8 protein-coding genes and 3 pseudogenes are annotated in these 16,227 nt (G+C 58.7%); 7 read left to right on the top strand and 4 right to left on the bottom strand.

Going from position 1 to position 16,227, the window contains the following annotated elements; translation table 11 throughout:
• Positions 1–139 precede the first annotated feature (139 nt).
• The 5 genes and pseudogenes from ACVWYI_RS02540 (at position 140) to ACVWYI_RS02520 (ending at position 6,143) form a co-directional block, all read left to right on the top strand.
• Entirely contained in the window at positions 140–367 is a 228-nt protein-coding gene (locus tag ACVWYI_RS02540; RefSeq protein ID WP_456661134.1) for a hypothetical protein, read from the top strand.
• Positions 368–980: 613 nt separating this feature from the next.
• Positions 981–3,917: an SUMF1/EgtB/PvdO family nonheme iron enzyme gene (locus ACVWYI_RS02535; protein ID WP_456661133.1), complete on the top strand. Its 2,937-nt coding sequence runs from the start codon at positions 981–983 to the stop codon at positions 3,915–3,917.
• Positions 3,918–4,393: 476 nt separating this feature from the next.
• Positions 4,394–4,894: pseudogene (locus ACVWYI_RS02530) on the top strand (transposase); the annotation flags it as partial.
• 62 nt (positions 4,895–4,956) lie between these two features.
• Positions 4,957–5,109, top strand: a pseudogene (locus ACVWYI_RS02525) (transposase); the annotation flags it as partial.
• Positions 5,076–6,143, top strand: a complete 1,068-nt coding sequence (locus ACVWYI_RS02520) for an IS3 family transposase (RefSeq protein WP_456661132.1) — start codon at positions 5,076–5,078, stop codon at positions 6,141–6,143. The pseudogene ACVWYI_RS02525 and the gene ACVWYI_RS02520, both read left to right, overlap by 34 nt.
• Positions 6,144–6,443: 300 nt before the next feature.
• Here ACVWYI_RS02520 and ACVWYI_RS02515 read toward each other — a convergent pair whose 3' ends face one another.
• The 4 genes and pseudogenes from ACVWYI_RS02515 to ACVWYI_RS02500 all read right to left on the bottom strand — a co-directional run.
• Positions 6,444–7,325: a hypothetical protein gene (locus tag ACVWYI_RS02515; protein WP_456661131.1), complete on the bottom strand. Its 882-nt coding sequence runs from the start codon at positions 7,323–7,325 to the stop codon at positions 6,444–6,446.
• A gap of 13 nt (positions 7,326–7,338) precedes the next feature.
• Entirely contained in the window at positions 7,339–8,685 is a 1,347-nt protein-coding gene (locus ACVWYI_RS02510; RefSeq protein WP_456664473.1) for a CHAT domain-containing protein, read from the bottom strand.
• Positions 8,661–10,058, bottom strand: a complete 1,398-nt coding sequence (locus ACVWYI_RS02505) for a M12 family metallopeptidase (RefSeq protein WP_456661130.1) — start codon at positions 10,056–10,058, stop codon at positions 8,661–8,663. Before ACVWYI_RS02505 ends, ACVWYI_RS02510 begins: the two co-directional genes overlap by 25 nt.
• 458 nt (positions 10,059–10,516) lie before the next feature.
• Positions 10,517–10,877: pseudogene (locus ACVWYI_RS02500) on the bottom strand (IS21 family transposase); the annotation flags it as partial.
• Positions 10,878–11,220: 343 nt separating this feature from the next.
• Between ACVWYI_RS02500 and ACVWYI_RS02495 the strand changes: the two are divergent.
• Complete coding sequence (locus ACVWYI_RS02495; RefSeq protein ID WP_456661129.1) at positions 11,221–14,889, top strand: AAA family ATPase; 3,669 nt, start codon at positions 11,221–11,223, stop codon at positions 14,887–14,889.
• Positions 14,886–15,974 (top strand): hypothetical protein, encoded by a 1,089-nt coding sequence (locus tag ACVWYI_RS02490; protein ID WP_456661128.1) that lies wholly within the window; start codon positions 14,886–14,888, stop codon positions 15,972–15,974. The genes ACVWYI_RS02495 and ACVWYI_RS02490 overlap by 4 nt, the downstream gene beginning before the upstream one ends.
• Positions 15,975–16,227 lie beyond the last annotated feature (253 nt).

The raw sequence follows: 16,227 nt of genomic DNA, 5'->3' as shown, positions 1-16,227 counted from the left end.
TCTTGCGACCGTCCAGCGGCCGAGAATATAAATTTGACGTCTATCTTAGGTAGTTTAGTCTCTTTCCGGCGTCTTATCTACTCAAATCTGCCCTCAGAGGGCAGATCCTCAACGTCTCGGTATTTGATGGGATTTCGCCATGTCATTGTCGAAGCAGAAGAAGTTGTCGCGCGAGGAGTCTCTCGAACTGCTGGATGATAAGCACGTCAAGGCGCGCTGGAGCAAATGGGAGCTTCCCGCAGAAGCCGCAATGCGGAAGGACTCGACCGCCTTCCTGGCGGAGATCAACTTACGATCGAAGACGACCCTGATGCAGGACGTGATGGGCTTGCGAACCGCAACGCTGCAGATGCTCAGCGATTCCTGAGTTTTATGTCGAGCCAAATGTCCGCAGTCCGAGCGACGGCCAGCTTGATAGTACTGAAAGACAAAGAATTTAAGTCGCACCACAGCAGGCCGATGCGGCTCTCAAATGGTCGAGGCGAGCACTTCGCTATTCATCAGTGACTTGGCTGAGCGCTCGCCGAGCGCTTCGAATCCGAGGTGAAGCCGGCGCTGAAGAAGGTCGAGCGATGTGGACACGCAGAGTTTTCATTTAAGCCTGCAAGTATCACCCCGGACGTTGGTGCCCCCTTTGTTGTGCTAGTTCAGACATCTACGCTTGTGCGTCGCGGCAAACGGAAGGTCGGCCACTGAACGTACCTATCCAACAACTGATAGAGCTTCGGAATTGAGCGAAACGCCATCGACGCGCGCCTCCACTTTTGTTGTGCGTCGCAAAAGAAGAATTTGCCCGAGGATACTTCGATGGTTTGCGATGGCCTGCGCGCCATCAGTCAATGGAGCCTTTACCTCGGCGTCGTCCTCCTGGACGATGCCCCCTAGCCGTCAAGGCCTCGCTCGCATTTCGCGCCTATCGCTCGCTTCGAAGCGGGTGGTAGTGTGAGTTCCAACAGTCGAGCCAGCATGAAGGACTGGGCGTGGACCCGCAGTATTTCGACTTACCGCCTCCCAAGAACTGGCAGGATTTCGAGGAGCTTTGTCTGGCGCTCTGGGAGCTTGAGTGGGATTGCCCGAACATTCAACGCCACGGCCGATCAGGCCAGAACCAGTTCGGCGTCGACATATTCGGGCTACCCAAGAATGGGACCAGATTTCACGGTATCCAGTGCAAGCTAAAGAGCTCGACAGTTGAGTCAAACGCGCTCGCGAGCGCAGAACTCGAGCGTGAAGTATCGGAGGCCAAGAAATTCAAGCCACCGCTCGGGCACCTCATCGTTGCAACAACGGCGCTCCCGGATGCGAAGATTCAAGCCGCCGCACGCTTGATCAGCGACCGGAATGCGGCTGAGGGCTTGTTCAGAGTGGACGTCCTTGCTTGGCCCGAAATCCTCGCGCGCCTGTTCAAGCATGAATTTCTCCTAAATCGTTACTATCCTCGCTTGGGCAAACAACCGCAAAGCGCGGTCGACGAGGGCGAAACTGCCACGTCTAGAGCTCCTAAATTGCCGCTACTTGGCGAGCACGATATCAAGGCGATCCGCAACTTCCTGCCCGGCAGACTGCTCGGACGTACAGCAGCCTTATTGTCGCTGCTGCTGGGGATTCTGTTCTTCGTTACGGCAATAAAATACATCATTGACCCACTCAATCTCGGAATTCCGACGTGGGCATACGGTCTTCTGATCGGACTTTGTCTTGTCGCCGTAATCGCCCAGGTGGTCCAAGAGGCGCTCGCGGAAAAGACGCGGCGCGCGATGCAAGTGCTCGCTGTCAAAACGGGCGCGAAGCAGACTGGTTACTTCCGCATCGGACCGTATCTTAACACGATTGAAGATCGTGCGAAGTTCAAGCGAGCCGACCAAGCGGAACGGCGGGTATTGGAATGGATCGAGAGATCCGATCAGGCCCTACTCTTCTTATGCGGAGATTCTGGATCCGGAAAAAGTTCGTTGCTCAATGCCTATGTCCTTCCGAAATTCAGGGAGCAAGGATGGACGGTGATTGAAGCGCGCGCATGGCAGCACCCGAAACGTGCTTTGCTCGACGCGCTACTGCGCTCGGCGCACGCGGAATCGCAGGATTCGAAGAAGCACGAGCTTCGGGGGACAATTCAGGAATTTGTCGATCGGACATCGGATCGGCTCCTCATGGTTTTGGATCAGTTCGAAGAGTTCGTGATCTTGGGCAAACCGATGCAGCAGCGGGAATTCGCTGCGTTCGTCGCTGATCTTAGATCGCGTCCTGTGAAAGGCTTCACCCTGATGCTTGTCGTGCGCACCGAATATCAGGTGCCGCTCGAAAAGATCGGCCTTCCCCTCCTGCGCAGCGGCGAGAACCTGTACCAGGTCGGCCGTTTCATGTTCCCGTCCGCCTGCGCATTTATGGAAGAATCCGGGCTAGGATTGCAGGCGGATGCAATCGATCGGCTATTGACGAGCGCCGCTGAGTTGGATGAAACACCCGGAATGGTGCGGCCAATCACGCTGAATGTAATTGGTTACGTACTTGCCTCTGGTAAACCCATTGCTCCCTCGCTCGATGCTGGGGTTCTCGTACGTCGCTACATTGAGCGGACAATTGAGCAGCCGGGCATTCGCGACTGCGCGCCGCAAATGCTTGAGCAAATGATCTCTGAACAAGGAACGAAGCGGCCACGCTCGGAAAAGGAGCTCGTCGCCGATGCCAAGCTCCGGCCTGCGGAGGTTCGAGCGGTATTGAACGCGTTGGACGAGGCTGGGCTTGCGCGTACTTTGGACGAGGAGCGCGCGGAGTGGGAATTATCGCACGATTTTGTTGCGCATGCCGTCGCGCGTTTTCTGGGCCGGCGTCGAAGCCAAATTCTGAGACAAATTAACGCCTACGCCGCCCCGGCGCTACTGGCGGTCAGCATCGTCATCGGCTTTCCTAGCCTTCATGAGTTCGCGCATTGGCTCTTCGTCGTTAGGCCGTATATGCGCGACCACTTTCAGCCCTACGTCCTTAAGCCTGATGCCGAGCGCATGCTCAAGCCGAAGGACCTATTCAAGGAATGCAGCAAGGACGATGATTGCCCTGAGATGATCGTTATCGAGTTGGGAAAATACAAGAGGGGATCACCTGACACCGAGCTAGGTCGCTATCCAAAGGAAGAGGATCCACTACGCGAGGTAACTATCGCCAAACCATTTGCCGTTTCAAAGTTCGATGTGACCTTTGCCGACTGGGATCTCTGCGCTTCGCTCGGAGGGTGCCCCTGGATTGATGACCTTGGCCTGGGACGGGGCCGGAAACCGGTGATCAATGTCAGTTGGAAGGACGCCCAGCGATACGTATCTTGGCTGACGCGAATGACCGATCGGCCCTATCGCCTGCTCACGGAGACCGAATGGGAATATGCGGCTCGCGCTCGTACCACGACTGCCTATCCTTGGGATAGCAATGAGATCGGCCAGGGGAATGCCAACTGCAATGCCTGCGGAACCAGATGGGATGGTGAGCAAACTTCTCCTGTTGGATCGTTCAAGCCCAATTCATTTGGTCTTTACGACATGGTCGGTAACGTGTGGCAATGGGTGCAAGATTGCTACCAGAGCGGATACCTGGGGGCGCCCGACGACGGAAGTGCGCGGACCGATGGGAATTGCAATCTGCGTTCTGTACGCGGAGGCTCCTGGGTCAGCGAACCGCGGGTACTCCGCTCGGCCAATCGGTTTTGGTACTCCCCTGAAAATCGCAACAACATTCTGGGTTTCCGGGTTGCGCGTACGCTTTCCACGGAATCCGTCTCGATCACAGGTGGCCCGGCCAAGCCTCCTGTTCAGGGGAGGGGCCTGACGAGCACAGCAAGGGGCTCAGATTCGTCCGTACTCCGTATCCACTTTGACGGGGGTGAAACAGAGCATCCTTTCGGACCGGAAAGGAGAACTCAACAGTGATGATCCAAAAGGCTGGGTGCGAAATCCGCTCAAGAGTATCGGCAGAGACGTCGCCACCGTCTTTGCGCCAACGGAAGTGGGCCGACCGGATGGGCTAACCCAGCAGCTTCATCCGCTGATCGGTGTTCAGATCCCAAATCGCGTCATTTCGGCCGCCAAGCTGAAGTCGAATCTTCTAACCTCGAGCGAGAACTCATAGAACAACGCAGCCTGTTCGACTTGCCGATGCCTCATCATGACCTTCAGTCCTGCCAATTAGACAGACTGGATCACTGATGTCTGTGTGCCGCAACAGCCGACTTTTCAGTCGTCCGTGAACAAGGCTCTAAGCGCGTTTGAGCAGGAGTCAGTTTTCCGGTTGCGGCGGCATTTGAGATTGCAGGGATTGGGGGCTTGAGGCCCCCAAACCTTGCAATTTTCGTTTGTGGATTCCCTTTCGCTGCGGACCATGATTCTGTGGTGCATCGGAGGGGCCGATGCGACCGAAGAAGCACAGGACGACGGGATCGAACGATCTGTTCCGGGCGCGGCTGGACAGATCATCAACATGAAGCACGAGCTGGTTCAGCTCGCCGGCAAGATCGATTGGGACTGGATCGACGGCGAGGTCGCGCCGCTCTACAGCGAGAATGGCCGGCCCGGGATCGAGACCCGGTTCATGATCGGGCTGCTGTTGCTCAAGCACACTTACGGGCTGTCCGATGAGGGCGTTTGCGAGCGCTGGGTTCACGACCCGTATTTCCAGTTCTTCACCGGGCAAGAGTTCTTTCAGCATGCCTTCCCGCACGAGCGCTCGGACCTGAGCCATTGGCGCAAGCGGCTCGGCGACAAGTTTGGAGCTGCTGCTGGCGGAGAGCCTGCGGGTGGCGCACGAGGCCGGCGCGTTACGCGGCCAGGACCTCAAGCGCGTCACCGTCGACACCACGGTGCAGCCGAAGGCCATCACCTTTCCGACCGATGCCAAGCTGCTTCATGCTGACCTGCCCCTGCCGATTTCCTCCAGTTGAAGTTAGAGTCCGGCCTTCTGAAGGACGGACAGATGAAGCGAGCCAGGTTTACGGAAGAGCAGATTATTGGCGTGCTGCGTGAGCATGAGGCAGGTGCGAAGGCTGCCGATTTGGCGCGGAAGCATGGCGTCTCTGAAGCGACGCTGTACAATTGGAAGGCGAAGTTCGGCGGTCTGGACGTCTCCGATGCCAAGCGGTTGCGGCAACTCGAGGACGAGAACGCCAAGCTGAAGAAGCTGCTGGCCGAGCAGATGCTGGATGCTGCAGCGCTACGCGAGCTTTTGTCAAAAAAATGGTAGGGCCCGTCGCCAAGCGCGAAGCCGTCGCGCACCTGCAGGCCGTCATGGGTCTGTCGGAGCGGCGGGCCTGCGGCATCGTCGGCGCTGACCGCAAGATGGTTCGGTACCGATCGTGCCGACCGCCGGACACCGAACTACGCGGCCACTTGCGCGAGCTTGCTAATGCCCGTCGGCGGTTCGGCTACCGCCGGCTGTTCGTGCTGCTTCGCCAGCAGGGCGAGCCGTCCGGGCGGAACCGGATCTACCGTCTGTATCGAGAGGAAGGCCTCAGCGTGCGCAAGCGCCGAGCCCGCCGCCGCGCCGTGGGCACCCGAGCGCCGATACTGGTCGAGGCTCGGCCGAACGCCCGGTGGTCGCTGGATTTTGTCCACGACCAGTTCGCCAGCGGCCGTCGCTTCCGGGTCCTGAATATCGTCGATGACGTGACCCGGGAATGTCTGGCGGCCATCCCCGACACCTCGATCCCGGGGCGGCGGGTGGCACGCGAACTGACGGCGCTGATCAATCAGCGCGGCAAGCCGGGCATGATCGTCTCCGACAACGGCACCGAGTTCACCTGCAATGCCATGCTGGCCTGGTCGGAGGAGAACAAGATCGACTGGCACTTCATTGCGCCGGGCAAGCCGATGCAGAACGGCTTCTGTGAAAGCTTCAACGGCCGGATGCGGGACGAGCTTCTCAACGAAACCTTGTTCTTCGGCCTCGATCACGCCCGCGCCAAGATTGCGGATTGGGTCGGCGACTACAACGGCCAACGCCCGCATTCCTCGCTCGGCTATCTGACTCCTGCGGCCTATGCCGCCTACCTCACCGCAACGTGCGATCGGCTGCGCAACCCCGACCAGCTCCGCCGATCGCACGTTGCTCACACCGCGCCAAACGGCGTAACATCCCCCGAGACTCTAACCGCTACTGGGTGAAACTTCAGGGGCAGGTCAGAGCCAGGCAATTGCGGCCGTTGCAGTTAGGCTTTCCAACGCTCAAGGCCTCCGGGATCTCAGCAAGGGTGGGCATTGAGGTTGAGATTGCCCTCCTCTCGCAAACCTTCTTGCCGACTTTGTTGGGATACGGGACTTCTAGTGTTCAAGGCGCGCGATTGACAAGTAACGACGGTCTAGAGTTTCGCAACCAGGTCAGCAAACTTCTTGCTGACCAGCTTAAAGCCCTCCTCTGTCGGGTGCAGCTCGTTTTCCCAATGCTTCTTGTAGGTCCCGTCGTGCTTAAGCGTGTTGCGAAGATTCAGATAATGGACATGTCCAAAGCCAGAGGTGGCACTTACGTCCTTCAACATCGCGTTGAACTGATCGATGAGCTTGACGACCACGGCGGAGTTCTTGCCGAAGTTTACGTGGCCCTTCTTCTGGAATCCGGGCTCCAGCCAGGGGCCGGGCAGCAGCCAGAATCCGCCCCAGAAGCCCCGGCCATCGGGAAGCGCGTAGTCGTAGCCGTGTGTCACGATGGGAATCGGCCGCCCGAGATAGGTCCTGCGCGATCATGGTCAGACCGCTGATGATCCGTGCATAGGCCGCTCGCAGGCGCACATCGATCAACCCGCGAGCAATGTCGTCATTGATGGCCGGGAGGGACGATGCCGCGTGATTCAGCAGGATCGCGAATTCGTCTCCGGCGATGTCATTACCGCCGCCGGACAGCAGAATCGCGCGCGGGACCTTGTTGGCGCGCAACAACTTCTCCAGCCGCCTCGCAAACTCCTCAAACTGGCCGCCTGAGTGCGCCATGTCGTCGACCGTATCGCCTTTGTGAGCAACGGATTCCACATCGTAAAGATAGTCGTCCTCGAGCATCTGTAGGACGTCGTGAAAGGGATAATCAAACCAGGAATCGCCTTCGGCGATCAGCACGCCCGCGCTCACCGGACTTCCGAGCAAGGCTCGCGTCCGGGAGGGAATCTGTGTCGCGGCCGGCGCTCGACGTGGTTTGGGCGCACGCGCCATCCGTCGGACTGCCGCTGATCGCTTGCGGGTCCGTGCGGTCCGGAACGCGATGACTTCTTCCGCCATCGCCTGGCCGCTCCTTATTGCGGCGCTGACGCTGGCATCAACGCGCGCTGAGCGTCTGGACCTGCGGGTCTTCTTTGCCATCACTCATCTCCCTTTATGGAAAGGCATTTAGCAGCGCATCGAGGGCATCGAGGTTAACGCCGCGCCCCTCCAGTTTTTTCCGGCAATCCTTGTCGAACCGCTTCCGGGCGGCGAGATGTTCGAATTGGCGCTCGCGGTTGAAGTACAGCGGGCAATCCTTGCTTCCCTCCTCGTGACCCTCCAGATCGCCGTAGAATCCGGCGAGGTTCCCAACCATCTCGTTGGCGATCACGCGATCTGTTTCGCGTCCTTCCGGCGCAAGCTGGTCGAATCCGGCTACGGACTGGATCAGGATCGGTGGCTTACGATTGGACGGCCACCAAGCGTAGATATTCTCCCATTCATCATCCCGCATCGGATGACGCGTAATACAGGCCAGGATGTCGACCTCCAGTTCGACCGTCGTTCCGCGCAATCGATCTGCAAGGCGTTCCGCCCATAGATACATCGTTTTGTCTTCCCGCAGATCCCAGACATCGAGCGGCACCGACAGCCGGACGAGTTCGAAGCCAAATTCCTTCTGTGGTGCATTCATCTGCGCGAGCGTGCGGTCCAGTGCCGGAAAGACATTGTCCATGTCCCAGACGGCGACGCGGACGCTGTACGCAGCAGTCGCACGCCGTGCATCGGGACGCACACGGGTTTCGGGAACGAAGCTGCGCTTTGCTGGGGGCTTGCACAGTACCTGGCCCGAATCTCGCGCATACAGTACGGGAACGGCCCAGTCGATCGGTTCGCCTTGCAATGAATAGTTGACAGCGATGCGCGCTTCACGCGCCGACTCGCCGAGAGAATTGCCTTGGGCGAGCGACCAATAGAAGTGCCGTGCGAACGAGGTGGCCGACGAGTCCAGGACGCTATACTGGTTTGCGACCACCGCCGGCAGCCCGTGCGCGACCAGCGACTGCGCGACTCCCTTGTTGAACTCGGCGCGCCCTGCGGCGCCCGTTTCGCAGGCGTTGAGAAACACCAAACTCAGGTTTCGGCTGCAGAAAATCTCGCGCACCGAGCGTTCGCCGAGGCTGTGTTCCTGCCCCTGCTCATTCACAAACACGAGGCGTCCCTCGCCGCGCTCCTCATCGTACGTTCCGTGGCCGATGAAATGGACGATGTCAAATTTGCCGTTCGAGAGATGGCCGTGCAGCTTTTCGGCTGTTGCCCGCGCTAGCGCCGTAACGGTAACGAGCCCGGCCGCGATAAGCGGCTCGAAGCCGCGCCGGATCACCGCCTCTTCCTGCTCGATGGACAAACGGGCGTATCCGACGGGCTGAGCCGAGGCGACCAGGATTCGCAACGGTCCTGAATCCGGGTCGATCTGGTCGGCGGGGATACTGGTCAGAACATTCCGCGTAAAGCGCATCTCTTCGGTCGCAAGGAAACACACTTCCGCACCGGATCGTAGGCAAACTCCCAGGGCTTTTCGGCGATCCAGGGAATCATCGAGGTGAAGATGAAATCGAGCTTTCGGCCCTGCCGCGTGCGCGCTTCGTCGTACAAGCGGCGGACATCGCCCTGAAGAAGCGTATCAAACAGCTGTTCGCCAAAGGCGATCATGTCCTTGTCCCCGGGAAGCGAACCTTCTACCCGGTTGGTATATTTCTTGATGCGCTCGTGCGTGCCGATGATTTTTCCGAACTGGGTCTTCTCGCCGCCTGCGCCGGCACGCAGCCGCATCACCGATGCGACGCGGGCGCCCCCGTAGCTCGCGAGCACCTGGGCGAATTCCGGCGTCTCGCCGTTGCGCGGCGCCTCACGGTTCGGCTGAAACTCGTCCATGACAACGAGTTCGAATACGTTGACCAGACCGCTCCGCGGTGCGGGAAACGTGGCTCGGATCTCGGACCCCGGCGGTGTCGCAGCATCCGGCCGCTCGCGGGAATCGGGCTCTGCCGATTCCGGCGGCGGCTGCGAGATGACCTCGGGGTCGAGTGGTGGCGGTGTGGCGGTCCTGCTCTTTTTCGGGTAGAGCGACGCCGCGAACGCATGGTCCCTTGGATTGATGTCGTTGCCGCCCTTGATGGGCTTGCCGTTCTTCATGATGGCGGCGGGCAACTGATAGCACATGATCGAGACCGGATCGGCCTCCTTGGTGCCCATGATCGATTTTTTCGCAAGCGGTGTCAGAACCTGCTCGTCCACTTCTTCGGGAGTCCAGCCCTGGTCCTCGTCGAAGAATCTGATGGCCTTGTCGCGATCAATGAGCTTCACGATGTCGCTGCGCATGTGCTCGTGGTCGAACCCCAGAGTATGCCCGGCCTCATGACGGACGACGCGCTTGAATTCGGCTTCCGACGTTCGCATCGTGAAGCCTTCGAGGTTCATGGTCGGCTTACCCTTGTCGATCTCCAGGATTTCGGTGCCGACATACGACCAGTAGCCTGCCTCGTCTTCGGGAGAGTCGAGTCGCGCAATACGGACCTGACCGACGCCGGAGGTCTCGGCAAATTTCACGTTGGCTTTCTGCCCCCAGGCGTTCATGTGCAGCAGGATGCGCCTTCGCAAATCGCTCTTCGGGCTGTCCATGAAGGAGACGCTCAATTGCACTCCTTTGACCGGCCATTTGCGCCCGATCACCACGGCGATGCGTCGCGCGCCACCTCGGCGCCCGATAGCCGTGCGTTCGATCGTGTGCCGCTCGGCCTCGTTGGCTGGATTGATTATCAGCGCTTTCCGCTCCGCGTTCGCGAGCATGTCGAGCTGAAGACTCTTCGGTCGGCAGACGATGATCGACATCGGACCTCCTAACTCTCAGCAGTTGTCATCATGCAACGAAATCAGGCAGGCGTTTGCCTCGCGCGAATAGGGAGACTCTTTGCTCTCGGGCATTCGCCGCCTCTATGGCGAAATTGCAATATGCTCAGCTCTGTAGGCGGCGCGATCTGCTGCATTGCGAAGCAGATTGGTCACGGCAATATCTCCGCGTACCACGCGTTCAATGGTCAAAGTATTTAAAGCCCTCCAAAAAACAGCCGCAAAAGTGTATCGACTTCCAACAATGACGTTAGGTTGAATGTCAGAAACCGGATTGTCAAGAAGACGATCAACGGGCGCTGGACGGTCGCGCTTATCATGTAAGTTAGATCAGATACTTAGGGGTCGTAGGTCGTCTCGCCGCCCGAAAGGATTGTGGATGCTCCGCAGCGATCCTTCTATCCTAACGTATCACGATGCGGTCAGCAGAAGCCTAGACCCTCAACGGGCCGCCCGACCGCGCTGGCTGGGACCGAGTATTGTTGTTCTCGGAGCGCACCAGACAAATCTTCGAGAAAGACGCCGGCACCGCGTGGAAGCCGTCGAACCGGCCGGCGTAGGGGACGAGCTTGGGACGCGCGGCTTCGAACACATCCCAGATCGCCTGATCGGCCAGCTCCGGATGGCAATGTGCCTTGGCGTAGGCGATGCATTTGTCGAGCAACCAGCGCTTAGCTCGTTCAGTTTCTTGGACCGTGGCCGCGGCGTGAAGAACCGCTCCCTGAGCAGTCCAACCTGGTTCTCGACCTCGCAGCCGGAGGCCGGCGTGTAAGCGACCGGGTCGACCGAGTAGTGGCTGCACGGTGTTCGACGTCCGCGATCGGGCGTTCGCGCTGTCAAGGGCACCTGCAGTCGCGCGGCACGCGCGGCAGCGCCGACCGCAGAAGGGGAATGAGCCCTGCTGTATCCTCGCTCCGTGATCGCGAAGCGGGCCCCGCTCGGCGTACGGTGCAGCTGCTGGTCTGGCGCAAGGGCGAAAAACGAAACGAAGGAAACTAAATCACAAGTTTCCGAGTTCCATCTTTGCACCACCGGTGCTACACCAATCGGTGCTCGCCGCAGCGGATGAGCAGGATATTGCCCTGCAAATTCCCCGCCATGCGCGGCTCGTCGCGAACCAACCTCAAGGGAAGGCTAGACCGGAATGGCCGTTTGGCTATCTGAAAGCTCCATAGAAGAACGCATGCTTGCAGAGCGCGAGCAAATTGCCCGGGTGCGCGCGGCGCACGGTCTATCCCAGACAGATCCCTCTCGCCTTGTTGGGCTCGCACTTTCCAGCGGAGGACTCCGCAGCGCAACGTTCTGCCTGGGCGTGCTGCAAGGGCTTGCAGCGGCGGGGCTCCTGCGTGGAATCGACTATCTCTCCTGTGTTGGAGGCGGCGGCTACATTGGCGGACGAATTTCCGCGATGATCGCGCGGGACGGATTCGAGCACGTCAATGATGCTTTGCCGAGAGAACGGATCTCATTGCCGAACGCCCCATACAGGCTCATTTTCCTGAGTTCGGTGATCGACTATCTCAGTCCGCTACTATTTCTGCTCGCCGGAACAGCCGCCCTCATACCGCTCCTGGCAAAGATCGTGCCCTTGGATTGGTCTCTGCCGCAACTAGTCCCAGAACTGGCCAAACTCATAACCCCAGTCACGGCTCCAATTGTGCTAGGAGCCGCCGCAATCCTTGGATTGAAGCAACTTTTTCCGACCCGTCGCGCCATCTCGCACTTTGTAGGTAAGCGATACCTGAACGGCGACATCCCTCTCGGTCAGCTTGCGAATGGTGGGCCATATCCTCTGTTTGGTGCCGTGGTCGGCGAGCGGAAGCCGATAGCGCTTTCCCCGATTGACCGCTTCAGTACCGCAGAGGCGATTACCGCATCGGGGCCACCGCCTGATGCTCCCGTAGCTAACCGCGGTCTGCTGGCCGGGCTGAGCCGATTGTTGGTACGAGAGAGAGTTCCCATCTCTCGGCTACATCCCGGCAGCCTGTTCGATAGCCTTGGCATTTACGAATTGGTTCGGCGCCGCTGCGAATTCGTGATCGCCTGCGATGGCACGTCCGATGCGGATCTTACCTTCGACGCACTCGGGAGAGTCATTCGGAAATGTCGCCTGGATCTTGGTGTGGAAATTGAATTCTCGTTCGGCCCGCTCAGCCAAAAAAAGCAGGTCCGCAGACACTACCAGATGGGAACGATTCGCTACCCCGACGGCAAGGCCGGCTTTCTACTACTTTTCAAGCCCGCGGTCACTGGCGAAGAGCCAACGGACGTACTGCAGTTCGCCAGCGCTCACCCGACGTTTCCAATGTTGGATGTTCGTCCCGGCAGCTTCGATGAGGACGAGCACGAGTGTTATCGAAGGCTGGGTGAATATGCGGTGGGAAGCCTGGTGCGGGAGGTGCCGGATTCCTCCGAATGGCCGCGGGTACCCTTCGAAGAGGTGCTTCGCAGCATCCGACAGGTGCTTCGGCCCGACCTGAAAAACGTCGAACCGTTGCGTGCTCCGGAGGCGATACCTGTCGGGCTGATCGACGCCATCGCCTCGGGGGAATGCGTTCTCTATGCGGGTGCCGGACTCGGGGCTCAGGCAGGCTTGCCTACCTGGCCAGAGCTGCTGCGAGGGCTGCTTTCGTACGCAAGGGAGCGCTCGCGGATCGATCCTGCAGTCGCAAAGGAACTTGATGCCGCAATCGAAGCCGGCGATTTGGAGGAGGTTGGGGATGATTTATCGCACCGTATTCCGCGAGAGGATATCGCTGAGTATCTAAGGACCACATTCGAAGCCTCTACGCAGCCAAGCCATGCTCACGAATTATTGGCGGAATTGCCGTTCGTCGGCGCGCTCAACACGGGCCTCGATAATTTGCTCGCCAAAGCCTTCAGTACAGCCGCCCTATTGCCGGCCGATACGGCCCAGCTCGTATCGGTGCTTCAATCCAAGGCGCGATTTGCGCTCAACGTGAGCGGCTTGCCCGCGCTTCCCGATTCCGTCGTTCTCAATTCCCGGCAGTTCAGAACCGGGGTCTCGGAAAATCCTCAATTCAAGCAATTTCTAGGTACCCTGTTTCTCCAGTACCACACGCTGTTTGTCGGGTCTAACGTCGATGGCATTCGCGGGTTCCTCGACGCCCTCGGGTTGAGCGGACCGCCAGCCCGCCGGCAATATGCATTGATACCGCGGGAAGGCCAATTGGATCCCGTCGAGGTGCGTTATCTTGATCGCACTTACAATATGCACATTGTGGAGTACGAGCCTGGATTCAACTACTCGGGATTCGTCGAATATCTGGAGAAGGCGACCGACGCGATCCGCCCCAAGCCGACACCAAGTCGAGCTACAGCCGGCAACATGACGTTAAAATCCGTGGCGCTCGAAAACATTGGGCCATTCGAAACCCTGCGTCTTGACTTGACGCCAGGCTGGAACCTGTTGCTCGGCGACAATGGGAAAGGCAAGACGGTCATCCTGAAAGCGATTGCCGCAGCTTTGTGCGGCGAAGCGGCCGATCCGGCACTGCTGGAGAGGCTCCTGCGCTCGGGCGCAGACCGTGGCACAATCCGGCTCGAGGTCGAGAGCCGCGAGCACACCATGGAGTTGACGCGGATCCGTGGTGGAAAAGTGAAGGCGCGTTATATCGGCCTTTCGCCGCTCGAGTCGGACCGGTGGTTGGCAATCGGCTTTCCGGCTTTGCGAAGCATCCCCTGGGAGAACCCGGCGGGCCCAGATAAGTCCCCGGAAACCATTGCCGAGCCCGGACCGGACGATCTGCTGCCACTGCTCCAAGGAGCCCCCGACGGACGTATCGCCAACTTGAAACAGTGGCTCGTCAACCTGGATTATGCAGGCCAGCAGGAAGTCATCGAGGAATTCTTCGACGTGTTCGGGGCGCTCAGTCCGGGAATTCGCATTGGCCGTCCCCGAATCGAAAAGAACCCACTGGGAATCTGGATCGAAAGCAACGGGAGCGTCGTGCCGCTAAGCGCCGTGAGCCAAGGCGCCGGCTCCGTGATGTGCTGGATTGGAAACCTCATCCAGCGAATGCACGAAGTGAATATCTCAGCTGACAGCAGGCCGCTCGTTCTCGTCGACGAAGTCGACGCCCATATGCACCCGAAGTGGCAACAGCTCTTCATTGAAGCTTTTCGCAAAAAGTTTCCCAGTGTTCAAGTCGTCGCCACAACTCACTCTCCCCTCATGGTGGGATCTCTGACCAAGGACGAGATATGGATCATTCGCAGCGTCCCCGTTCAATCGGAAATCTACGGCGTGGCACATGTCAAACAGATGGACGGCGCAACGGAGATTACAGTGACGGGGCCTGCGCCCGTAGACGATGACGATCCGCCGCGGGAGGAGCGCCGATACAAAGTTCCGGCCGACGTCAATTTGCGAATTAGCGACGGTGAGATTGTCGAAATGGGCGAGGCGCTTACGCTTCAGGACGTGAAGATCGCCGCTGAGCGCATAGATATTCCCCCCGAAGGATGGCGCGTCGACCAGATCCTCATGCTACCTTACTTTGGTCTGGAGCGGACGCGCGACGCCCGGACGGCGGAGTTGATAGACAGGTTTACACGCTTGGCCGCGAAGTCGGATCCTGACGCCAAGGAACTGGAGACCGTCGCCGCCGAACTCAAGATGCGAGCGCCCGCGCCGCATGAATCGAAGGCCGCGCGCGAGGCGTTCGAACTCATTCGCGAATTCGCCGAGAACCGATTGCAAAAGCTCCCTTCCGAAGAGAAAGAAAGGGTTTTGGTAGAAGCGAAGGCGCAACTCACGGAGTCCATCACCGGCTCGCGGAGGCCCATATGATTTGGGGGACTTGGGTAGATCCCAATTTCAAGTTCAAGGCCAGCGACAGCAAGAATACGACGCACGAGTTCATTTGCCATGCGGTTGATGCGAACAGCCTGCGAGAACGTTTGGATCGCAAGGGTCTGACAGTCATCTCGATAGCGCCTTACGATTTCAGTGAGTGGCGACAGAGAGCGGCCACCTACAAAGACAAGGCGATCTGGCAGCGGATCAAGGATCGGTGGAGTTACGTTAGCGGCCAAGCCAGAGCCAGATGGTCATGGCTGGCACCAGCGGACCTGACCGAGATCGACGGCACCAAGAAACGCCTGATCGCGAAGATCAAGAAGCAGAATGACTGTTCTGAGACCGAGGCTATCTCACAGATCGATTCTTGGTCCGCACAGCTCGAAGAAGAAACGCCCGCAGCCGGGCAAAAACTTCCTAAAACTGCGATCTCATTCAACGACAATATCTGGAGAGAACTGAAGTGGCACCTCTTTGAGCTGTTTCATGAAAAGTGCGCGTATTGCGAAAACAAGCCGCGCGCGGGCTATGCTGGAGATGTCGAGCATTACAGGCCGAAGGGAAAAGTGGACGAGGACGAAAACCATCCAGGCTATTTTTGGCTAGCATATGACGAGACAAACCTCCTACCATCCTGCAGCCTGTGCAATCAACCGCGGCGTGCGAAGCAGACGCGCTTTCCTGTCAAAGGTGCTCATTCGCGCGAAGCACGGAATCTTGCTCGAGAGGTTCCTCTGCTCCTGAATCCATACGACAGAAAACTCAATCCGTTCGACCACCTGGAATTCGATGCAACCGGCTTCTCCGCCGCGCATTCCGAGTATGGCGACTGCTCTCGAGATGTATATGATCTCGACCGTCCTGAACTCAAGAGTTCGCGATACGACGCGATGCAACTCGTGGAGTCTGACTGGAATACGAATGTTATCCGGAAGGGTAGTATTACGACGGCTTACGTCGACTTGCGCGCCGAAATTTTGCAGGGAACGCGGGAATATTCTGCCGCGCAACTCTGGGCTCTGGATCGGCTGAAACGTCGTACCGTCGAGGAATTGACGCGCCTTCCGGGAATTTGACTGACGCCACGGGCCGGATCGTTGGGCTACGATGCGAAGTTCTTGGATTCACGAAGTCTGACAATCCCTGAAGCGGACAACGTGTGATTCCGCGTAGGGACTCGACTATGATCGGCGTAAGGGACCGATATCGCATTTCAATAAAATCAACGTGTGCTCGCAAAGAAGAATCGAGTCGATTTAAGCGAACCTTGAGTCTGGCTGGCGACGCCCACCCACCAGGTGGCTACGCAGCATTGCCGACATCCCGCAC

It is taken from the genome of Bradyrhizobium sp. LB13.1, assembly GCF_054056815.1.
Note: the sequence above shows the minus strand (reverse complement) of the source record. Positions and strands in the feature narration are given on the sequence as shown.

Bases quoted from the DNA above. Each gene is read 5' to 3' on its own strand.
- ACVWYI_RS02540 (WP_456661134.1), top strand. From the start codon at position 140: ATGTCATTGTCGAAGCAGAAGAAGTTGTCGCGCGAGGAGTCTCTCGAA.
- ACVWYI_RS02515 (WP_456661131.1), bottom strand. From the start codon at position 7,325: ATGGCAAAGAAGACCCGCAGGTCCAGACGCTCAGCGCGCGTTGATGCC.
- ACVWYI_RS02510 (WP_456664473.1), bottom strand. From the start codon at position 8,685: ATGCGCTTTACGCGGAATGTTCTGACCAGTATCCCCGCCGACCAGATC.
- ACVWYI_RS02505 (WP_456661130.1), bottom strand. From the start codon at position 10,058: ATGTCGATCATCGTCTGCCGACCGAAGAGTCTTCAGCTCGACATGCTC.
- ACVWYI_RS02495 (WP_456661129.1), top strand. From the start codon at position 11,221: ATGGCCGTTTGGCTATCTGAAAGCTCCATAGAAGAACGCATGCTTGCA.
- ACVWYI_RS02490 (WP_456661128.1), top strand. From the start codon at position 14,886: ATGATTTGGGGGACTTGGGTAGATCCCAATTTCAAGTTCAAGGCCAGC.